Source organism: Paenibacillus terrisolis (genome assembly GCF_056171975.1).
In genome coordinates this window covers 44,895-67,816 of sequence record NZ_JBKFGG010000032.1, presented here as the reverse complement: position 1 = coordinate 67,816, position 22,922 = coordinate 44,895, and the positions used below count along the sequence as shown (strand labels likewise).

Sequence of the window (22,922 nt, the reverse complement as noted above, 5' to 3'; positions counted from 1 at the left end):
CAAGCCATAATGAATTGTACGCAATGAACTGTGGGAGGTTTCACGTCATGGCTTATGAAGTCAAAATCGATGTTTCTCCGGTCTACGAACTGCTCAGCAGCTTCATGATATATACGACGCAAAAATGGGTGAACAATCTCGATATCGGTCCGGAGTGGGTCAGAGAAGTGCAGGGCCGATTTTCGGATGAAAAGGCGCGGGGCTTCAAGGAAGCCGCCAAAATGCCGTTTTCCGATTACGATGCGCTCTTCGCATGGGTGATGGAACGAAACCCGGAACATTCCGTTTCCGAATTTTTGAGCGAGCTTGCCGAAGCCGACACGGAAACGCTTTTGCATCGGACAAAATCCTATATTCCCGATTTGGATAGTACCAATATCAAGCGGATTCACGATTGTTACGTTCCGCTGCTGCATATCTGGTACAGCGATTATTTTGCGGAGGTCGATCCCTCCTATTTTACGCTATTAAATGAAGATGCCGCCGAGAAACGCACTCTGCTCCCTAAAATGGAGACGGACGCGCTGATCGAATACGCTTCCGAAGGACTTGTGCTGGAGCCGGGACTGCCTGTGCATCAGGTCGTACTCGTCCCTTCGATCCATTTTCGGCCGATCAATACGTATTGCTTCTACCAAGATGTCCTCATGATTCAGTACCCGATCGATATTCCCGAACAGGATGAGGAAGAACCGCCGATCTGGCTTCAGCGCATGACGCGGGCTCTGGCCGAACCGCAGCGGCTGCGGATGCTTCGTTATGTAGCCGACGAACCGAAGTCTTTTCAAGATATGTCCCGCGATTTGAAACTGTCCGGCGACCAGTTGCTGCATGATTTAATGCGGCTTCGAGTGGCCGGGTTGCTGCGAATTCATCTGACGGTTTCGGGTACCGAGAAATTCAGCATTCGTTCGGACGGAGCGGCGGAGCTGCAAATTTTCCTCGAATCCTACTTGCGCCTATAGCTAAGCCTGCGAGTTGTTTTTGGAGAAGCATAACAGCATATGTTAAGATATAACAAGACAGAAACAAGCTTCTCTTTGGATAAGGAGTGATCTGCTGTGAATACCCATTTGCTTCCGCGGCAGCAAATTATTTTCGATCTCGACGATACTTTGATTCATTGCAACAAATACTTTGAAATGATTCTGGACCGGTTTGCCGATGTTCTGGTCGACTGGTTTGGTTCGGATTCGCTCACGATCCGGGAAATCCGGACAAAGCAAACGGAAATCGACGTTGCCGGGGTTCATGAAGTCGGCTTTGCCAGCCGGCATTTCCCCCAATCCCTTATTGATACCTATCAATACTTCTGCCATTCGCTTGAGCGCGAGGTGGAGCCTGCTAAAAATGACGATTTGATGGAACTTGGCATGAGCGTGTATGATCAGCCGATCGAGCCTTATCCCGGCATGGTCGAAACGTTGAACCTGCTTAGAAACCATGGCCATGAGCTGTATCTGTACACCGGCGGCGAAACCGTGATTCAGCAGCGCAAAATCGAGCAGATGAAGCTCGCGGATTATTTTCAGGACCGGATCTACATTCGCCAGCACAAAAACGTTGAAGCTTTGGAGGAAATATTAACCTCCCGTTTCTTCGAGCGCGAACATACCTGGATGATCGGCAACAGCCTCAGAACCGACATCGTTCCGGCCATTTCCGCCCGCATCAACACGATCTATATCAAGCTGCCGAATGAATGGTCATACAACATCGTCGAGTTGAAGCATGAAACCGACACCGCCATGTATACCGTCTCTTCCTTGGAAGAAGTGCCGAGAATCATTCAGGAAAGCCGGATTCAGGCGAAGAAAAAACGGACCTTATAACGACCGATATGGCGATTCGCCAAACAGCCCGCTCTCCGAATAGAGGCGGGCTGTTTATTTATAATGGAAATCCAAGGACCGATATGGCTCCCTTTTTATCCTAATCTGATGGTTTGTGCGACTAAGCCATGGAGTCCCGGTAAACCTTCGATTTCTACGTTCTCTACCGTCTCCGTATAAGCGAGCCCCAAGTTCCTGTAGACTTTCTGCCAAAACCGGACCGCCGTCTGATTGTTCTGCAGCTGTTCGATCCTGATTTGTCCGGAGAGCCGCTGCATGACTTGGGATACCGCCTCCATCGCCGCGCCGGTTCCGCGGAACTTTTTCAGGAGAAACAGCTCTTGAATGGTAAAATCGATGCCTTCCGGCACGAACGGTGGAGAACAAACCAGAATAAAACCAGCCAACTGGCCTGAGTGATATATGAAAAACGGTTGAAGCTCCTTTCTCTCCAGATAGAGATACGCGCTTCCCGTATCAAATCTCCCGTCTTTCGCAGGATCTTCCCCTGTAAATTCAGATAAATCGTAGAGGTACAGATTATACAAGTTTATAAAAAGCTCTTTGTCCTCCGGGTTCATTTCGGATATCAAAATAGGGCTCAAAGCATACCACCCGCTATTAAAAGATTTCATATCTACTCTACCAGCTTGAAAATCTCCATTGAACGGCAATTCCTGTTACTTAACGATATAACATAACAAGAGTTTTATGCAAGCCGAATAAAAACCCCGATCTCGAAACAGCGAGGACCGGGGCCTATTCTCTTCCGTTATCTTCGTTCTATGCCTCGCTGCCGCTTAACTCGTTCAGGCAAGAATGTCGCGGAGACCAGCGCAGCCGCTCTTTAGCCAACGTATTGCCGACAACGGCTTCCCTGCCCTCATACTTGATTCGGCGATCCGTCACTCCCGGATAAAAATGCTCCAGCAGCTTCGCTGTCGGCCAATTGCTCAAAGTATCGTCCGCCGTGATGTTCAGCGCGATCGCTTCGCCGCCTGAGTAATGGAGAGCGGCAAGACAGGCGGCTGCCGCATCGCGAATGTCAATGTAGCTCCACAGCGTCGCTTTATATCTTTCAGGGTTCGTAAAATTCACCCTCGCGTACTCCTCCGGACGAAGAATCGTCGAAAAACGCAGCGAAACGATTTCCATTCCGTTTCTTCGGTTAAACATATCGGATGTCAGCTCGTTTACGACTTTGGACAATCCGTAGCATTCCTGCGGAAGCTGGGGATGCCGCTCATCCACGGGCACGTATAGCGGATCGAACGGCTTTTGCGCCCAGGCGAAGCCGTAGGAGGACTCGCTGGAACCCAAAACCGCTTTTCGAATGCCAAGAAGCGAAGCCGCCTCCAAAATGTTATAGGCAGAAACCGTGTTGTTGGCAAATATGACGGAAGACGGGAACATCAAAGGAGCCGGGATCGCGGCGAGATGCACGATCGCTTCCGCTCCGGCCAGCGCTTCAACGACCTGCCCCAAATCGGTCATATCGACCTGAAGCTGTCGGCATCTTAAGCTTTCGGATCTCTGCCGGTCCAGGGAAATCACTTCGTAACCTTGACTCAAAAGATCACGGATGACTTGCCCGCCCAGTTTTCCGCTTCCGCCGGTTACGGCTACCGTTGTCATTCGCTTGGTTGCCTCCTTTAATCGTATATTCTCCTTTAATCGTATATTCAAAATTATGGGCGGATGATCGTTCCGTCCGGCTTGCGATCAAGCTTGTAAGGACGGTGATATTCCGAACGGTTCCACCCTTCTTTTATGAGCGAAAGCGCTTTGGCTTCATCCAGGTCGATGCCGAGTCCCGGCTTATCCGCCGGATATAAATAGCCGCCGACCCTTTGAACATGCCCCGGAAAAGCCGCCAGCTCTTCGTCCCGGAAATGATTGATTTCCTGAATCCCGAAATTCCAGACGGCCAAATCCAGATGAACGGCAGCGGCCTGATTGACGGGATCGTTCTCTCCTCCTTCCTGCCAGGCCGTTCGGACCCCGAATGCTTCGCAAACTGCGGCGATTTTACGGCAAGCGCTGATACCGCCCGCCTTGGAGACGCGTACCCGCAGAAAATCGATCAGCCGCTCTTGAACGAGCGGAAGCCACTCCTGCGGATTGGTGAACAATTCGCCAACCGCCTGCGGTGTTGCGCTTTGACTGCGCAGATGCCGGTACCAGCCAATCTGTTCGGGCGGCAGCGCGTCCTCCAGAAAGAACAGATCGTACGGCTCAAGCCGTTTGGACAAACGAATGGCGGTTATGGGCGACACATGCTCGTGAACGTCATGCGTCAATAGAAGCTCGGAGCCGAATTCCATGCGGATCTGCTCAAACATGCCCGGAATTGTTTGCAGATAAATCTGCTCGTCGAAGATTTTTCCTTCGAAGCGGGCACCGCTCGGCAGATTCGCTTTCTCCGCTCCGACCATGCCTCCGCCGCCATAGCCGCCGAGCTGACAGCGAACCGCCGTGTAGCCCTGCTCCAGATAACGCCGAACATCTTCTTTCAATTCGGCGATGTCCCGGCCCTCAGCATGGCCGTAGCACGGAACGGCGGACCTTGCCGCGCCGCCCAGCAAACGATAGACAGGCAAACCCGCTTCTTTTCCCAAAATGTCCCAAAGCGCCGTATCAATCGCTCCGATGGCCGTTTGCAAAATGCCGCCGTAGCGCCAATAACCGCTGTGCTGCATCAATTGCCACAGCTCTTCGATCCCTGATGCATCCCGCCCGATCAGCAGCGGACTCAGCAATTGCTCGATTACTTGAACGACGGCTTCGGGGTTATACAAATCGGAGGCCGAGCCAAGTCCGTACAGGCCGTCCTGGTCTGTCGACACTCGTACGATCGTCCAGCTCCCGTCCGCCCTTGTGCGAATGCAGCTTATATCCTTGATTTTCGCCATAGTCACTCATGTCTCCTTTTCTGCCCAAGCCGCTGAAGCGCCTGTAAAGCCCCCTTTTACCCCGATTATTTCACGCCGACCGGCGCGTAATGCGGTCATTTCCCGGCATTTCGAGAAAATAGCGCCCTTTTGGTCCTCTATTTCACGAGAAACGGGCCAGAGCACTCAAATAAGGGCATGAAAGGGCTTTATTCTTGAGCGGCTTCCAGCTTCGCCAGACGGGCGTTTAGACGGTTTTTCACTTTACCGTCCGGCAGCAACGCGACAAAATTGGCGGCGGCGTCTATATTTGTCAATGTCCGATGCTTCTCCGCCTTGGCAACCGCGGCTTCAGCCGAACGTTCCAGTAAATCCGCATAGGATTCCGTCAGCAGGTGCAAATCGCCGTAGAGCGTCGCATCCTTGCTCGTGCCGATTCCCTGGTTGTATTCCATAAAACCGCTGCGTCCCGTCCCGTCATTCTCATTGATCAGGAACGAGAATCCGATATCGGCTCCTTTGGGTGAAAATGCCTTATCCGGCCCATGCAGCAAATTAAACGGTATCGTCAGGTTGTAAAGGGTTGTTTTTTGACGCTCATCGCGGGTGATTTTTACTTCCGCTCCGGACAATACGCCGGTTTGCAGTCCTTCCGGCGCTCTCCAACGCCAGGCGCTCGCTTCGCCCTGAGCGTTTAGCGCAAATCCCAGCTCGCTGACGTTCGCGCTTGCCGCTCCGCTTGCTCTGGACAAATCTATCCCGAGCTGCAGGCTGTCGCCCTGCCAGATATCCCCGCCCGTCCAGGATTGCGCATGGACATCGTCGCGCACTTTGACCGTTACGTAGAGCCGCTTCGCATCCCAACGGACATCCGCCGCCGCGCTCAGATCCCCGGCGCCCTTCCATTGCCCGCCTACGCTGTAATAATGATCGGCGTCGGAAAGTTCAAGGGATGGGGCTGCCTTTGCGCTTTTACCGCTTTCCGGCCGTGCAGCAAAGGATTGCGCCAGATTGACGGAAGAGACGTAAGTTTCCCCGTTCTCGAGAGTAACCCGGTATTTCAGCGAATCGCCGGCCATAAACGGCAGCGGAATTTCCAAGGTTTGACCATAGCCGAGACCTTCAAAGCGGACGGGTCTCAGCGCATCCCGGTAAGAAACCGGACCCAGCAGCTCCACTTTCCCTTTAAGCGCCTGCGGTTCGGATACGTTGGTTAACTTCAGCTTGGCGTTTGGCGTTTGCGGATGGCCCGCATTGAAAGGAACCTTTTCCAACTCGAGCCGCACCGGCACCAGATCCGTCCCGCTGACCTTGACCCCCGCTTGATTATCGAGCTGCATGCCCCCGTTGTACAAGTTATTGGTCAGCACCAGCCGTTCGATTTCCGGCGCCGCAAAGACATGCGTCGTACGGGCCTGGCGGAAATAGGAATCGTACATGGCGATATCGCCGCCGAGAGCGCCCAGTCCGCGTTCGCCTACTGTGGCCAAATTCGCCTGCTGGATGCGGATCCGGCCGTTCGAAATATCGAAGGAATGCGTCGTATCTCCCCACATCGACGAATTGAACAAGGTGGCATGCGAATCAAACGTATTGCCAACCTCGATATATACCTTATCCGACGAGCTGAGCGATACAAGTTCGGTATTCACGAAGGCAAGACCGCCAGGTCCTGCAGCATCCAGCACCGCCCCTTTTTTGCTGCCGTCCGTCCCATGGCCCACGACAACGGCTTCCGGTCCTTGGCCGTTTTGTTCCGTAAAATGAATGCCGTACTCGGAGCCGTAAACAAAGGTGTTGAAGATGGTTTCGTCCGTTACCTCCGCAATCCGGAAGGCGTCCAGATTTTCTTTCTGGTAATCCCATACCGCCTGGAAGGCCTCGTCCGTATCGGGGTGATTCGGATAGGTGCTTCTGCCGTAATAATGCGGATTGAATTGAACGTTCCGGATGACGCCACCCTCAGCGCCGCCGCCCGCAAAAATACCCTCTTTCAGCGGAGAACCCGCGACATAATCGATGTAATGCCCGCTCGTATCAAAGGTGCCGAAGTCGATTCCCTGATAGGAATTGACCAGCGTTGTATCAACGGCATACACATCATGTCCCGTGCCCCGGATCGTCCAGGCGTAAGGCTTGATATGGCTCCAATCCTGCTGATCGTAATAAACGGACAAACCGCGCACGCCTGCCGAAGCCTCCAGCGTAATCAAGGCCGTTCCTTCAGCGTCGTTTACTCCATAATTCGTAAAAATCACGCTGCCGCCGCCGATCGTATGATGCGGCACGTCCCAGGAGCCTCTCAGCTCCACGCCGGTCGGAACCACAAGCGGGCTGTCGATCCGGTATGTGCCAGCAGGCAGATACACCGTTCCGCCGCCTGCCGTCCGGGCATCATCCAAGGCCTGCTTGACAGCGGCGGAAGCGTCGCTCATGCCGCTTTTGTCGGCATTGTACGGAGCGGCGGCAACGTTAAACAGTAAGGAAGTGGCTGGTTTTGGAGCCTCCGCCCCCGGCAAGTCCGTTTCAATCCCTGCGGGCAGCGTATCAAGCGCGGCCGTTTCATCCTGACGAATCTTTACCTCCGCTCCGTCGCTTTCGTCCAGAACCGCCAGATGTTCCTGATTTCCGGAATTGACCCCACCGATGTAACGCGCGCCGCCGCCGAGCCGAACATGCTTCTCCGGCTTGGCGAACGATGATTGGCCGAGCAGCAGCGAGCCTGCGTTTAGCGCGATGGCATAACCGTCGTTCGCATCGCTCCAATTTTCAAAATTGCTGTTCTCAAAAGACAAAATCCCGCTGCCGTCATTGACGACCCCGTTATAGGGGCTTCCCCCGACGGTGACCGTATTGAACTGGACGATGGAATGAAAGCCCTCCGTCGCGTATATGGCCGTTGGACGTTCCCCTATGCCGGCTTTGAATGAGCTGTCCGTGACAAGCAGCCCGTAATCGTTGACGCCTTCGATTTTCAGCGCTACATTGCAATCCGAAATATTCACGCGATACAGCTGCGCATTGGCCGTTTCAAGGGAATCCGTGCGCGTCGTCACCCGCAATCCCGTTTTGAAGCCGGAGATCGTCAGATCGGACATATACTCCCAATCCGAACGTCCCATGACGATGCCCTCCGCCTGCGCGGTCATATAATCGAACAAAGCGGTGCGTTCGGGAGCCCCCGGCAATCCCGACTCCGCCCACGCGTCCGGCGACAAAGTCACCCGCTCCAACCGTCCGATGTCGGTCGTATAGTCCAGGAATATGCCCGTTTTGAGGGCCGTACCATAGACTTCCTTCACATAGTGGAGTTCGTTCCATACCGGTCCGATCTTGATGCCGTTATACGAGTTAACGAGCGAAACGTTCTCGATCGTGGCGCTGTCGCCGGAAAGCTGCTCGAACGTCCAGGGATAAGGGGCTGGGTTATCCAGAGACTGCTCGGGATACCAGACGGAGAGATGCGTTACGCCGCTGACGGGCTCCATGGAGATAAAGCTGGTGCCCTCCGCGTCGCCCCGGCCTTCATAAGCGGCAAGAATTGTTCCCTGCACGCGATTTCCCGCCGTTTTCGGATCCGCCCAGTCCCCGCGAAGCGTAACTCCCGTCGGAACCGTAAGATGTCCGGCTATCCGGTATGTGCCTGACGGCATAAACACTACGCCTCCGCCTTGGCCGCTCGCCGAATTCAAAGCGTCCTGAACGGCCTGCGTATCGTCGGTCGTCCCGTCCGCTTTCGCGCCGAAGTCTTGCACATTCACATTGGCGATAACAATATCATCCGCAGCATATTGCGGCTGAATCACGACGGCTTCCCCGGATGAGCCGGGAGCGCGCGGCACTTTCTTCACGGTCACCGAAGCGACCGTAAGATCGGGATTGTTCTCCGGAGCTCCGGCCCCGCTGATCCCCAGCCGAAAATCGGAGCCGTTGGTCCGATTGGCGAATTTCGCATCGGTCAGCTTAAAGGTATGGGTCTTCCATTGTTGTCCGTTTCCGTAACGGAACACCGGCGCATCTTTAAACGGAGCGCTTGCCGAATCGTATTGCAGCACCATGCTTCCGTTATCCGCGTCATAATATTCAACGGTAACGTAGACATCGCTTTCGCTGTTGTCGTACAGGAAACTGTCGTCCACGTTCATGTAAAGATACAAGGTTCCCGGTTCGGGGGCGGCCCGATTGGTTTTCCAGTATCCTTTTCCATCAAGCGTTCCCGTTTGAAGTCCCTGCTCATAATCCCCCGCCCTGGCGGAAATGCCCTGCTCCACAGGAGCCGCTCCAAGCTTAATATTGACCTCGGAGGTTTCGGCTGCCGCCAAAGGCGGCGTCAATCCAAGTCCCGAAAAGATCATCAGCAGCATGAGCAGCATGAAGGCGCTTCTTCGCATAGAAACGGATATGCTTTTTCTTGTCATTACATTCCCTCATTTCGTTAATTATTTCATAAAAACAGGCGCCCTGATGCGATATGCTGAAGGGCGCCTGCTGGATTCGGGACTCGAAACCGCCTATTGTTTGCTTTTTACGTACTCGTCTACTTGTCTTTGCGCTTCGGCAATGATTTTATCGATGCCGTTTTTCTTTTGCAGCGCGATGTAATCGTCAAGGGCTTTGTTAGGATCGCCTTTAACCACGCCGAACTCGATCGGTCTTGCGAACTCCTGATTCGCTTGGTCACGTTTGGCCAACTCGTTTTTGATGTTGTCTTCGGCGATAAACAGGCCGTCTACCGGAGAATTGACGTTTCCGGGCTCATTGGCGAATGCGGCTTCTTTTTCCCAGAAGCCTTCCGGATAGGTTTGGGTCGGACGCATGAACTGCGGCTTCCAAAACGCCCACTGACCGCCCCATTCCATGTAATTGCTTGTCGTGGAGTCCATGCCGTCGGGGTATACCGCCATGTTGCCGTCAAGCACGTACGTTTTGCCTTCAATGCCGTATTGCAGCAAATCGTACAAGGTCCGGTCGGTTTCGACCATATCGAGGAAACGCAGTACCAGATCCGGATGCTTGGAATTGACGTTAATCGCCACCACGTTGGCGAGCGGCGTTCTGTTTACGTATTTTTTGTCCGGATACAGCTCCGATACCCCTTGTTTAAAGGTCTTGTCGACAAATCCGGGATCTGCGTAGGCCCATTCGTGCGAAGTCACGGTCACATATTTTTTGCCGTTTCTCCACTGTACCTCCTCGCCTTCCTTGTCGATCATAGCATCGCGGTTAATTAAACCTTTGTCGTACCATTCCTTGGACTTTCGAGCCGCTTCTTTGTAAAAAGGCTGCGTTTCCACCGGCTGAATTTTGATTTGCGGATCGTTCAGATAAAAGCCAAGTCCGTGGAAGTTCAAATCCACCCATTCGTCACGAATCATGTAAATGGAAGTAGGAGGCGTCCGGGACAGCTTATCGTTCGGATAAGCCTCTTTAAACTTGGTGAGCAAATTTTCCATGTCTTCGATGGTTTTGACGGAACCGTCCGGAATATCAAAGCCGGCCTTTTCCGCCAAATCCGAACGCCAACCCACGAATTTGCGCTCGTTCATTTTCATCGTCCAGGGAAGCCCGACGATTTTACCGTTCACTGTAGCCGCGCTGAGCGTTCCTTGCTCCTGATATTTCTTGTACAAGTTTGGCGCATATTGGGGAAGCAAATCGTTCAGCGCCATATAGGAGCCTTTTGCGGCCATCTGTTTGTAGGACAGCCAATCGCCGTCGAAGTTCATGTCCCAGCTGTCGCCGGAAGCCGCCATCACGAGCATCTTCTGCTGAAAATCGCCGAAGGAGATAAAATTGGTGTCAAATTTGACGTTAAGCCCTTTGCTTTTCACGTAATCGCTGATTTTACCCCAAACCTCATCCGTTGCCGCCTTCTTGTCGCCCCCAAAATAAAACTTCAGGGTAACCTCTTCACCGCCGGAGTTCGTTGCGGCGGAATTGGAAGCATTATCACCTGCCTCGGGCTCTTCGGCGGACGACGCGGAATTTCCGCCTCCGCCTCCACAGGCCGTTAGAACCAAACTCAGCAGCAATACGGCAATCAGCGCCGATAACCCGGTTTTCTTTTTCTTCATACCAACCTCTCCCCTGTTTCAAAGATAGTTTTTTATGCTATAACGGCAAACGCCGAAATAGTTAGCCTTTAACAGCCCCTACCATCAGGCCTTTGACGAAATATCGCTGCACGAACGGATAAAGAAATACGATCGGCCCTATCGTTACTACGGTCAAGGCCATTTTCATTGACTCGGTCGGGATCTGTGCGGAAATTCGCTGCATAGCCGCTCCGTTCCCGGAGCTGCGAAGAAAGTCTACGTTCGCGATCAAAGTGCGCAGCATCAGCTGCAGCGGCTGCAGCTCCTGCTTGTCAATGAACATCAAGCCAAGGAACCAGTCGTTCCAATATCCAAGCGAGATGAACAAACCGACCGTTGCGAGAACGGGAAGCGACAGCGGTGCGATCAAGCGCCAGAAAATCCGGAATTCCCCGGCCCCGTCTATTTTCGCGGATTCATGAATTTCTTCGGGAATGGAGAGCATGAAATTCCGCACCAGGAACAAGTTAAACGCTCCGGCCAGGGAAGGCAGGATCAAGGCCCAGATCGAATCCTTCAGATGAAGATAACGCACGCAGATGATGTACCAAGGAACAAGACCGCCATTAAAGAGCATGGTAATGATCACATAGACCGATAACACATTCCGGTATTTAAAAGAACGCCTGGCCATCACGTAAGCGCCCATCCCGATCACGACCAGCGACAACGCCGTACCCGCGACAGTAACGAACGAGCTGACGGCGTATGCCTGAACGATCCGGTTCGAGCTGTAAAACAAAATTTTGTATGAATCCAGCGTCACATGCTTGGGAATCAGGCCGTATCCATAATCCACGATATCTTTTTCCGTGCTTAGCGAACCCGATATAACCATCATAAACGGATACAGACAGGCCAAGGCGAATAATCCCGCAAAAAAAGCAATGACCAGCTGCCCGGGTGAAAATCTCTTTCTTGCCATACCAACCATCCCTTCTTATTCCCTCGTCAGAAAATCGCGGAATCCTTGTCAATCCTGCGGGCCGCGTAATTGCTGCCAAGCACCAGGACAAAAGCGACCACCGACTGCAGGAAACCGGCCGCCGAAGCCATGCCGATATCTCCGGTCTGGCGCAAGCTCCGATAGACAAACGTATCGATGACGTCGGTTGTCGGATATAGCAGCGAAGCGTCGCCGACCATCGCGTAGAACATTCCGAAATCCGCGTTCATGATGCGCCCGACGGCGAGCAGAGTCAAAATAATGATCGTCGGCCGGAGCATCGGCAGGCTGATGTGGCGGATTTGCTGCCAACGCGTGGCTCCGTCGATCGCTGCCGCTTCAAAATAGGAGTTGTCGATCGAAGTCAGCGCCGCCAAATAGATGATGGCTCCATAGCCGGTGGATTTCCAGCGGACGGCAATCGTCAGAATCATCGGCCAAAGGCCGGCCGTATTGTAAAAGTCGATCGGCTGCATGCCGAGCCATTCCAGTAGGCGATTCATTGAACCGCTTTCATAATTCAGTAGGTTGTAGGTAAATACCCCAACGACGATCCAAGAGATAAAAAACGGCAGAAAGGTTAAGGACTGCGTGACGCGTTTGAAATATTTACTGCGAAGTTCATTGAGCAGCAGCGCGAGTCCCACCTCGAAAATCAGCCCCACGGCAATAAACAGAGCGTTCAACAAAATCGTGTTGCGTATTGAACGGAAAGCGCTTTCGGAAGACATCAGATAATCGAAATTGTTGAACAGCGGGTCCATCCACGGGCTGCCGAAAATCCCGTCTTCAAAACTGAAGTTTTTGAAGGCGATGACAAGCCCCGCCAGCGGAAAATAATTAAAAAGCAGCAGCAGTACGGCAACCGGCGCAAACATTAGCAGCAATGTTCGATTGCGGTAAAGCTCTTTAAGCACTTTTGATTTTCCGAGGACCGGACTGTGGGCGAGCCGTCCTTCGGAAGAAGAAGTAGCCATTTTCATATGCATGTACCTTTCTGTTTGAGGTTGCTTTTATCATAAGCCGCCGGGTTCTGGGCCACCATGAGCCGATCTTGTTTTTTCAGGTATGGAATTGGCCTTACCGAAAAGCACGCTTGAACTTGTCACTGCCCGGGTTGCTCCTTTTCCTCCATTACCGGATGCCGGAGCGTAATTCGGGTCCCGATTTCCGGACCGGATTCGATCCGCAAACGATACGCATCGCCAAAAAACAGGCGCAAACGCTCGTTTACATTGCGCAGCCCCACCCCTTTCATTCCCGTGGACTGCTGCTTCGGCGCAACCTCCGTGGCCATATCCTGATTGAGCTTGTTCAGCACTTCCGGCGATATGCCTTTTCCGTTGTCGATAATCTGGATGACGATGTTGTTCTTCTCCCTCTGAGCCGAAATCAGGATTTTTCCGTGCTCAAAGTTATCCCGAATGCTGTGTTGTATCGCATTTTCGACAAGCGGCTGGAGCAGCAGGCGCAAAAACGGCAGCGACAGCAGTTCCGGATCAGCCGCAAACGCAATGCGGATCGTTTCCCCCATGCGGGCTTGTTCGATTTGGACATAGGCTTTGACCTGCTCGATTTCCCGCCTTAGCGTCGTAACCTCTTTTCCCTGATTCAGGCTTAACCGGAGCAAATTTCCCAGGGCGGCAACCATTTCACTGATATCGCTTCGTCCGTGCGTTTCCGCCTTCCAACGAATCGATTCCAGCGTGTTATAGAGAAAATGGGGATTGATTTGATGGCTTAGCACCTGAAATTCCAGTTCTTTCTTTTTCAGTTCGGAACGCGCCGCCTCATCGACCAGCCGTTCGATTTGGGAGGTTAAACTGTCAAAGCCTTGATACAGCCAACCCACCTCGTCATTTCTCTTCATCCAGGCCGTATTGCGGCTCCATTGTCCACGCCCCGCCTTGCGCATCAATTGCACCAGCTTTACGATGGGCTGGGTAAAGTGAGCCGTGAGATAAAAGACAACGCCAAAGCAGCAGATCAGATATACGATCAAAAACAACAGCATGAGCCGGTTGATTTCCATAATCGATCCGGTCAGTTCGCTAAACGGTGACAGGTTCACGATGTACCAGGGCCGGGTGTCCAGCTTCAGACAGGAAGCCAGGTATTTTTGACCGCCGATGACAATCGTCTGGGCTTTCTCCGTATTCCCCGCAATCAATCCCTGGAACTCTCCGGCCATTTCCGGCCGGCCTGTCCATTCATTGGCCGACGAATCATAGAGCACGCTTCTGTTCTCGTCGAGCAGCAAAATTTTTTGTCCCTGAATGAAATTGGGCGGATTAAAAAAAAGGCCCAGCTGATCTTCCGACAAATCAACTACCATAATCCCCCGCGGAATGTTGTCGTATAATCCCGTAAACCGCTTCGCATACAGCAGCAGCGGTTTGGCGTACTGGCCGCTTTTCGGCATGGACAGCTCCCAGGTGGGGGTACTCGCGACGCTGATTTTTTTGAACCAGTCCCGGTCGGTGATGTTCGCCCCTCCGCCATCGACCGTATTCATATAAATCGGATAGCGCTCCGGATAAGCCGGATAAAGATGCACCCGAAACGCGTCGATCGTCGCCGCCTGCTGATTCATCAGCGACAGCACGCTTACCGTAACCCTTCCCTCGTCGGCCGGATCCTCAGGCAGCTTCTCGAGCAAGCTCTGAAGCTCGTTATTGCCGATCAGGTCGTTGATCTGATCATTGAGGCGGTTCAAGTAAGTCTCGAAATTTTTGCGCGCCTGCATCAAATAGCTGAAAGACGTAATATTATTGGCGTTGGAAATGCCTTCGATCGCCTTTACGTGCGAATAGTAAGCAAACAGTAAGAAGGGAACGACCAGCATGGCAAAAAATATTAAAATAACCCGGTCGCGAAGCGAGCCGGGCTGCAGCTTTAATCTACTCATCGGCAATTCCCTGCAGTCTTCGGTATTCTTTGGGCGTACAGCCCATTTGTTTTTTGAACAGCTTCGTAAAATGCACGGGATCCTTGTAGCCGACCATGGAGGAAATCTGATATATTTTAAACTTCACGTCTCCCAGCATTCCCTTGGCATTCTCCAGTCGCACCTCGGTCAGAAATTCGAGAAAGGTCCTGCGCTTTTCTTTTTTGAACAACTTGCTGAGCCAAACCGGGGTCACATGAACCTCGGACGCCACGGTATGCAGCGTTAAATTATCCGCGTAATGCTGCCGGATATACTTTTCCGCCTCCTGAATGATTTGTCCCGGCGTTTCGGAGAGTTTGGCAAAATCCCGCGACATATCGATCAGGCACTGCTCCGCCTGCTCTCGCAAAGACTCCAGCGTGTCATAACGCTCAAGTCGTTCCCACAGCGTCATGGGGTTGTGCTGCCAGCGCTGCTCCGTCCAGCCCAGCCGGGAAGCTTTTTGAAAAATGCCAAGCAGCCATTCAAAAACACGCTGTTGAATATCTTTGATCTGCACGACGGACCAACCTTGCACCAAGTCGCAAAAATGCCGCATCGCCTGCCGGATATCGTCCTCCGATCCGTAACGGATCAGGTCAACGACTTCGTCGGGATTCGTAATCGGTATATGATCTTTCTCCGCCCCGTTCTCCCAGCCGCTGCTCGTGAGCAGCCGGTCTCCTCCATACACGGCCTTTTGTTCCAAAATCTCCTCCGCTTCAACATACCGGGCGTGCAGCTCGGCAAACGCAGCCGGGTTATTGCAGAGCGCCACGCTGGCTTTGGCGCGGACGAAATCATGGAACCGCTCGATGAACAATCCTCCCAGCTCTTCGAGACTATCCGGATCTTCCCCGCGGGGAAGCTGAAAAATGACGGCCCAGCGCTGCTTGGAGTCTTCATAGAGCGCAAACTTCCCTTTATACTCTTCTTCCAGCGTTTGCTTAACGACATTGCCGATGCCGAATAAAATCAGCTCTTTCTCGCGGCGCAGCCCTTTTTGGCGTTCAACCGATTTCAGATCGTCCGCTTCGATCAGCATGACCGCCGAAGGTCCGCTTAGAAGCCACTCCATTTCGAGCGTTCGCAAGCGGTGCATAATGCGGGTTTCCTTGTAAGGATCGTAATCCTGCTCCAATACTTCCTTCAGCAGCTCCTCCCGGATTTTCGTCATGGCGCTCCGGATCTCGTCGTTTAACAGCAGACGGTTATACTCATCCCTTCGTTCCTGCTCAAGCTGCCCGACCGCCCGGCGCAGGATTTCCCCCAATTCGTCCGTATTGATAGGCTTGAGGATGTAATCCATGGCTCCCAGTTTCATCGCTTGCCGCACCATGTCGAAATCGTCATATCCGCTTACCATAACGGCCTTCCACCCAACCGGCCGTTCTTGTCCGAGGGCTTCGATCAGTTTCAGTCCCGACATCCTTTTCATGCGAATATCCGCCACGATAATGTCCGGATGCTCGCGGCGCGCCAGTTCCAAGGCGCTGTCTCCGTCATCGGCAATTAAAACGCTTTCAATTCCATAGGCAGACCAAGGTATGCCCGTACGCAATCCTTCGCGGATTTCCAGCTCATCATCGACAATCAGTGCCAACACTCGCTCCACCATCCCTTTTTTATGCAGATTGATATATGCCAGATGCTGTTTCCACTTAATTCTAGTATCTTCCAAACCCTATGAACAAGCAGGATAAATGGAATAGCCAAGAATTCCCGGTAAAGTTTACAGATGTCTCCTTTTCCGGTAACCTGCCGTTTCCGAATTCCGTTAAAGAGCGTTTTTGCATGAAAAAGGAGCTAAGCCGTTTGAACCAGCTTAACTCCCTATGGTTTGACGTTATAGTTAGAAGACAACTTGGAAATTTCGGTTACTATGTTTGCTGGCCATTGTACCGCTTGTTCTTCATTCTTGCGCCCAGCAAGATGAGGGCAACATAAGTTATTTTACTTGTAATCATTGTTTCTGACACGCTTCAAATACGTTGCCATATTCTCGCCGTCTTGCCAGTTGTAGGTGTAACCAAGATCGTCAGCAACTAATATTTGCCCATTTTGCCCGCTGAAACTGAAAAGTCAGTGTTAATGCCATTTCAAAGTTCGAAATATCCACCCCTTATCCGCTAAAAACGAATGCCACTATTTTCTTTTCTTTATTTTAATAGGCCACACTTTTTATATATTTTTTCTATACACGGGTTTTTGTATGCAATATACGCATCTATATCCGTAGGATAGAGGGCAGCAGCCTGTTGCTTGATTTTGCTGTATTCTGCAACATCCTGCGGGTGCGAGCGAAGATAATCACGGAACACAAGATGGCGTTTTAATTCTTCTGAATCTTTGGGACAGACATACAGATGATGCTTCATCAAATACTGCTTATCAGTATATTTGAAAGCTTCACGGTCTTTAATTCCCAAATTACCCTCATGCTGATAGCCTATTTTCGATAATTCTTCAACAATCCTTTCAAAGCAATCATAGTTTGAAATGACAATATCAATATCAATGATTGGTTTGGCAGATAGTCCTTTAACTGATGTGCTTCCAACATGCTCAATTGCAATGATATGCTCACCAATAACGGGTAACAATTCTTGCTTGATTTCTTCAAATGCACAAAGCCATGTACTATCGTATGGAACTACCGTAACTAATTTTGTTTTCATGTATTTCATCGCCTATAAACAGTATAAATAATCTGTACCCAGTATATAAAAAAACTGTAAAAAAGCAAAACGAAGAGATTGTCCCAAAAGCCGCCATCGCTGACTTTTATGACAATCTCTAAAACTTATCATGACAACAGAGCGGAGAAACCCTGCCGGATTACAACGGCGATTGTTCCTGTCAGATCGCCGTTACGATCCGGCAGCGGATTAACTTCAAGGATTTGCGTTAACACAAGTCAGAACGAAGGGGCTGCTCTGGTCAACAGTTCCGAACACAACTCCGGTCAACTGCTCCGGCCAGCAGCCCCCCTAAAACACCGCTTCCCTCCGACACTTAAAATAGCGGTCATTTATAGCCTTATTTCTACGGGGATGTCTCATTCTGAAGAAATAGCGCCGTTTTATGGTTCTATTTTTCCGGAAACGGCCCTTTTCCCTTTGGTTTTGAACATTTTGCCGAAAATAGGATCATTTTGCACCGCTATTGTCAAGGAAAATACGATTTCCGAATGGAATAAGGCCATTTTGTACCGTTATTCCATCCCGCTATTTAAGAAAGAAATCGCCGTTTGCCGTTTAGGGTTGCTCTAGGATCAGGCCTGATCAGCTCCGTTCAGCGCCGCATCCTCCGCGCAGCGACAGCAAAGCGGGCATGGCCCGCATCCGGAAAGACTGACCTTTTCAGTTAACTGAACGGTTCGTCAAATTAGCCAATTTTCTTTTGGGACACCCGGGCTGCTCGATTTCCGTTGGAGATATGTTCCTCAATCGTCATCGTCCATTCGCAAATATGCGTCATACGATTTACCGGTTGGTCGCCGGCGACGCTTCCACCGGGATCAGCTCCAGCTTCCCTGTCAACCGGTCTTGGAGCGCGATCCGTGCTTTAATCTCTCCGTTCGGCTGCTTAAAGGAAAGAAGCTGAGTTTGCCCTTTGGACAGGAGTGCGTTCAGCATGGCCGGAGAAATTTTCTTGCCGGCGAATTCCTTCCAGATGACAAAGCCGCAGCCCTGCTTATAATGCGTGCAGCCGTAGCCTTTGCGGCCTTCGATGATCTGACCGCCGCAGCCTTCGCGCGGGCATGGGGCAAGCGCCTGCAGGCCGCCGGAAGCGGCTGGCTGCGCTCCGGCGGATTTGGCGGACTCTGCCGCCGAGCCGGCCGAGGCGGACCGGCTGTCGCCCTGGCCGCCGCGCCCGCCCGCTTTTGCGCCGCGTTTTCCTTTGGCGCTCCCCGCTTCCTCCGAACCGAATAGCGAGGCGTCCGCTTGCTTTTGCGTACGAACTTTTTCGATAATAGATATCGTAAACTTCCGGACATTCTCCATAAATTTCTCGCGGGCGGCTTCGCCTTTGGAAATTTGGTATAAACGGCGCTCCCATTGCCCGGTCATTTCCGGTGAGGTGAGCAGTTCAACGCCCGCATGTCGAATCAACTCCACCGCCGTCCGGCCTTTTGGGGTAACGGTGATTTTTTTCCCCTGCATGGTGATGTAACCGACATTTTTCAACCGTTCGATCGTGGCTGCGCGCGTCGCCGGCGTGCCAAGCCCGGCATCCTTCATTACCTCGCGAAGCTCTTCGTTCTCCAGCTGTTTGCCGGCACTTTCCATCGCTTTCAGAAGCGTGCCTTCGGTATACGACTTCGGCGGCTGGGTCGCTTTCTCTTTGGCCTGGGCATCTACGCATTGAACCGGCTTCTCCCGGTTAATCCGAAAAGGCTCGCTCACGAGCTCTTCCGCTTCCTCTTCATCGTCCTTCCCTTTTCCGCGGCTTTTCACCTTGCTCTGATCGTCGCCCGGCTGACACACTTTCCATCCCAAAGACAGCAATTCCTTGACGTTTGTCTTGAAGGTCTCGCCCTCGGTTTCGGTTAGAACCGTATGCTGTTTGTACTCCGCCGGAGGGTAAAAATGCGACAAAAACCGGCGGATCACCAAATCATAGACGTTTTGCTCCTCTTTGCTGAGGGTTCCCGCGCGTCTCAAGGTCGGCAAAATAGCATGGTGATCTTCCACGCGGGAAGGATTGCATACCGATTTATTGTTGACATGCACCAACGCGGAGTTTCCGCCTTCCGCGAGCTCCTTATAAGCCGTAGCTTTCAGCATATGCAGCGCTTTGTGCATGCCTTCGATATTTTGCTCGGTCACGTAGTTGGAGCTTGTCCGCGGGTAAGAGATGACCTTGTGACGTTCATACAGCGCCTGGGCCAAATCAAGCGTCTTCTTGGCGGAATATCCGTATTTGGCGTTGGCTTCCCGCTGCAGCAGCGTCAGGTCATAAAGCTTGTAGGGGTACTCTTTGGTGTCTTTCACGTCGTATTCCGTGATCCGGCCCTCATGCCCCCGCACCTTTTCCGCGATGGAAGCCGCTTTCTCCCCGTCGGTCAAGCGTTCTCCCTGCCACGAACCCGAATAGGTCCGGCCTTCCTGCTCGAAATCCGCTTTGATTTCGTAGTAAGTCAACGAATCGAAACTCTCGATTTCCCGCTGGCGGTCATAAATCAAGGCGAGCACCGGCGTTTGCACTCGGCCCACGGACAAGAGTGTCCGGTGCTTCGTCGTAAACGCGCGCGTGGCGTTCATACCGATCAGCCAATCCGCTTCGCTCCGGGCTCTGGCGGCCAGCGTTAAATTTTCGAAATCCGACGCATCGTGAAGAGCTTCGAATCCTTTCGCGATACTCTCGTTCGTCAGGTCGGAGATCCACAGCCGCTTGACCGGCTGCGTTAATTTAAGCTGCTGCTGAATCAAGGCGAAAATATACTGCCCTTCCCGCGCGGCGTCGCATGCATTTACGATGGCGTTACAGCGTTTCGCGAGCTCCCCGATCATTTTGAGCTGATCCTTGGTTTTCGGATTCGGCACGATTCTGAAATGGTCCGGCATAATCGGCAAATCCCCGAAATTCCAGCGTTTATAGCGGTCATCGTAAGCGTCCGGCTCGGCAAGCCCGAGCAAATGGCCAATCGCCCAAGTAATGATATAGTGCTCGCCTTCAATGTACGAACGGTTGTTTTTGGCTCTCGGTTCAATGACGGCGGCAATCGTCCGTCCCATATCCGGTTTTTCCGCAATGACGAGCGTTTTCATCTCTCTAGCGCCCCTTTTTCTGTGAATCAAAGGAAAATCTCATACTGAACAAGTTGAATTTGTGATTGAACGTATTGAGGCAAACGCGTGAAATGTTCTTCTAATTATTTTTAAAAGAAAACGTTCAAACACCAACGACTAACGTTTCATCTTCTCCAGTTTCGAATTTCCTCTATGGCCAACCCCGCGAAGCTTCATTTCTCAAAAAAAGAGCCGCGCACCGCGCAGCTCTGTAGCTAAACTCTATTATATCATATCTTTGCCAGATTCGGCATAACTTGATTCATTCATCGCATAAAGCATTTCATTGGAAACGCCGCTTTGATCATACCAAAACCGTTGCTCCCATCAGGTATTTATCCACTTCCCGCGCGGCTTCCCGGCCTTCGTGGATCGCCCAGACAACCAGGCTCTGGCCGCGGCGCATGTCTCCTGCGGCGAAGACTTTGTCCACGCTCGTCTTGTACTGGCCGTAACGGGCCTTAACGTTCGTCCGGCGGTCCGTTTCAAGTCCAAGCTCGACCGGCAGAGTGGATTCGGGGCCGTCGAAGCCGATGGCGATCAGCGCCATTTGGGCAGGAAAAACGCGTTCCGTGCCGGGGATCGGCTGATAGATTTTCCGGCCGGTCTCATCGACGATACGCTGAATTTGAATGGTATGAAGCTCTTTCAGATTCCCGTTTTCGTCTCCGACAAACTTCGTCGTCATGATGGAAAATTCCCGCGGATCGTCGCCAAACAGCGCTTTAGCTTCCTGTTGGGCATAGTCCAGCGTGTAGACGTTCGGGAATTGCGGCCACGGATTCGTCAGCGGATCGCGTTCAAGCGGCGCTTTCGTGTGCGTGCCGAATTGAGTGATGCTGCGGCAGCCATGACGCAACGCGGTCGCCACGCAGTCGGAACCCGTATCGCCGCCGCCGATGACGATGACATCCTTATCTTTGGCCGACAAAAATTGTCCGTCCTCAAGACCCGAATCCAGATAACTCTTGATCGTTCCGTTCAAGAACGGCATGCCGTAATGCACACCATTCAAATCGCTGCCCTCAATGCTGAATTCGCGAGGTTTAGTCGCTCCGCCGCACAATACGACGGCATCGAAATCGTCGACCAATTGCTGAGCTTTGATGTCTTTGCCGATTTCCGTATTCGTTACGAACTTCACGCCTTCTGCGGCCAGCAAGTCCACACGGCGCTGTACAACGGCTTTATCCAGCTTCATCGTCGGAATGCCGTACATCAGAAGGCCGCCGATCCGGTCCGCCCGCTCATATACGGTAACCTCATGCCCGGCTTTGTTGAGCTGAGCGGCGCAGGCCAGTCCCGCAGGACCGGAGCCCACGACGGCCACCTTGTAACCGGTGCGTTTCTCCGGAGGCTCGGGAACGACCCAGCCTTCCTCAAAACCTTTGTCGATGATAGCCTGTTCGATCGTTTTGATCGTCACAGGCTGTCCGATCAGGCCGACGGTGCAGGAGCCTTCGCACGGAGCCGGACAAACCCGCCCCGTAAATTCCGGAAAATTGTTCGTTTTATGCAGCCGGTCGAGCGCGTCCTTCCACAGATTCCGATAGACCAAGTTGTTCCATTCCGGAATCAGGTTATGCACCGGACAACCCGAGGTGCCTCCCGTCATATCGATTCCCGTATGGCAATAGGGCGTTCCGCAGTCCATACAGCGGGCCCCTTGCGTGCGCAGTTCTTCATCCGACATATGCTTATGGAATTCTTCCCAATCTCTTACCCGTTCGGACGGGCTGCGGTCTCCGGGAAGTTCGCGCCGGAACTCCATAAAACCTGTTGGTGTAGACATTTATCGTTCCCCCATCCGTTATGGTGTCGCTAAAATATAACCTCAAACTACTACCGTATGTCAGTTTATATAGATGTTAGCACCGGTGAAAAACGTTATTAATGGATTAATGATATGATAATTTGCACTTTTATTCATCTTTTTTACGGCGTTCATACGTCAAAAATCGATAGTCATAAGGATTTTTCTCATCACGAATTCCCTGTTCCTCATGAACCAATTCAAATTCGCTCCAATCGAAATAAGGGAAAAAGACATCGCCTTCAATATCCTCGTCGATTCGGGTAACCAGCAAACGGTCGGCAAAAGGAAGAAAATATCCGAACAGCCCAGCCCCGCCGATGACCATCAGTTCCCCGCCGCCTTCGTACTGCAAAGCTTCCTCCACGGTATGCACGATGTCGGTGCCTTCCGCCTTATATGAGTCGTCCCCGGTAAGAACAACGTTAAGCCGATTCGGCAGCGGCTTGCTGCCCATCGATTCCCACGTTTTCCGGCCCATGAGGATTGTTTTGCCGGTGGTTTGCGCCTTGAAAAATTTCAAGTCCGCCGGCAGCCTCCAGGGTAGCTGATTGTCGCGGCCGATTGCCCCGTTTCGCGACATGGCCCAGATCAAAGTGACTCCCACTAGAGCATCCTCTC

The 22,922-nt window shown here is 52.2% G+C and carries 15 protein-coding genes; 2 read left to right on the top strand and 13 right to left on the bottom strand.

What is annotated here, in order from left to right:
• Positions 1–47 precede the first annotated feature (47 nt).
• Both ACI48K_RS20945 and ACI48K_RS20940 read left to right on the top strand, forming a co-directional pair.
• On the top strand, positions 48–965 hold the full coding sequence (locus ACI48K_RS20945) for an ArsR/SmtB family transcription factor (RefSeq protein ID WP_475029582.1): 918 nt from the start codon (positions 48–50) through the stop codon (positions 963–965).
• Positions 966–1,061: 96 nt separating this feature from the next.
• Positions 1,062–1,832 (top strand): HAD family hydrolase, encoded by a 771-nt coding sequence (locus ACI48K_RS20940; RefSeq protein WP_475029581.1) that lies wholly within the window; start codon positions 1,062–1,064, stop codon positions 1,830–1,832.
• Between the two features lie 95 nt (positions 1,833–1,927).
• Here the strand turns inward: ACI48K_RS20940 and ACI48K_RS20935 are convergent, their stop codons facing one another.
• The 13 genes from ACI48K_RS20935 to ACI48K_RS20875 all read right to left on the bottom strand — a co-directional run bounded on the left by ACI48K_RS20935 (position 1,928) and on the right by ACI48K_RS20875 (position 22,908).
• Entirely contained in the window at positions 1,928–2,437 is a 510-nt protein-coding gene (locus tag ACI48K_RS20935) for a GNAT family N-acetyltransferase (RefSeq protein ID WP_475029580.1), read from the bottom strand.
• 178 nt (positions 2,438–2,615) lie between these two features.
• Positions 2,616–3,467, bottom strand: coding sequence for an NAD-dependent epimerase/dehydratase family protein (locus ACI48K_RS20930; protein WP_475029579.1), 852 nt, complete (start codon positions 3,465–3,467; stop codon positions 2,616–2,618).
• Between the two features lie 53 nt (positions 3,468–3,520).
• Positions 3,521–4,744, bottom strand: coding sequence for an enolase C-terminal domain-like protein (locus ACI48K_RS20925; protein WP_475029578.1), 1,224 nt, complete (start codon positions 4,742–4,744; stop codon positions 3,521–3,523).
• A 188-nt stretch (positions 4,745–4,932) separates the two neighbouring features.
• Positions 4,933–9,141, bottom strand: coding sequence for a glycosyl hydrolase family 28-related protein (locus ACI48K_RS20920; protein WP_475029577.1), 4,209 nt, complete (start codon positions 9,139–9,141; stop codon positions 4,933–4,935).
• 93 nt (positions 9,142–9,234) lie between these two features.
• Positions 9,235–10,797 carry an extracellular solute-binding protein gene (locus tag ACI48K_RS20915; RefSeq protein ID WP_475029576.1) on the bottom strand — a complete coding sequence of 521 codons (1,563 nt, stop codon included), beginning with the start codon at positions 10,795–10,797 and terminating at the stop codon, positions 9,235–9,237.
• Positions 10,798–10,858: 61 nt separating this feature from the next.
• Entirely contained in the window at positions 10,859–11,743 is an 885-nt protein-coding gene (locus ACI48K_RS20910) for a carbohydrate ABC transporter permease (protein ID WP_475029575.1), read from the bottom strand.
• A gap of 26 nt (positions 11,744–11,769) precedes the next feature.
• Positions 11,770–12,747 (bottom strand): ABC transporter permease, encoded by a 978-nt coding sequence (locus tag ACI48K_RS20905; RefSeq protein WP_475029574.1) that lies wholly within the window; start codon positions 12,745–12,747, stop codon positions 11,770–11,772.
• A 122-nt stretch (positions 12,748–12,869) separates the two neighbouring features.
• Positions 12,870–14,672 carry a sensor histidine kinase gene (locus tag ACI48K_RS20900; RefSeq protein ID WP_475029573.1) on the bottom strand — a complete coding sequence of 601 codons (1,803 nt, stop codon included), beginning with the start codon at positions 14,670–14,672 and terminating at the stop codon, positions 12,870–12,872.
• Positions 14,665–16,299, bottom strand: coding sequence for a response regulator (locus ACI48K_RS20895; RefSeq protein ID WP_475029572.1), 1,635 nt, complete (start codon positions 16,297–16,299; stop codon positions 14,665–14,667). Before ACI48K_RS20895 ends, ACI48K_RS20900 begins: the two co-directional genes overlap by 8 nt.
• 553 nt (positions 16,300–16,852) lie before the next feature.
• Complete coding sequence (locus ACI48K_RS20890) at positions 16,853–17,371, bottom strand: GrpB family protein (RefSeq protein WP_475029571.1); 519 nt, start codon at positions 17,369–17,371, stop codon at positions 16,853–16,855.
• Positions 17,372–18,178: 807 nt separating this feature from the next.
• A complete protein-coding gene (locus ACI48K_RS20885; RefSeq protein WP_475029570.1) occupies positions 18,179–20,467 on the bottom strand; it encodes a type IA DNA topoisomerase in 2,289 nt (762 codons plus the stop codon).
• Positions 20,468–20,792: 325 nt separating this feature from the next.
• Entirely contained in the window at positions 20,793–22,280 is a 1,488-nt protein-coding gene (locus tag ACI48K_RS20880; protein WP_475029569.1) for a glutamate synthase subunit beta, read from the bottom strand.
• Positions 22,281–22,410: 130 nt separating this feature from the next.
• Positions 22,411–22,908 (bottom strand): dihydrofolate reductase, encoded by a 498-nt coding sequence (locus tag ACI48K_RS20875; RefSeq protein ID WP_475029568.1) that lies wholly within the window; start codon positions 22,906–22,908, stop codon positions 22,411–22,413.
• Positions 22,909–22,922 lie beyond the last annotated feature (14 nt).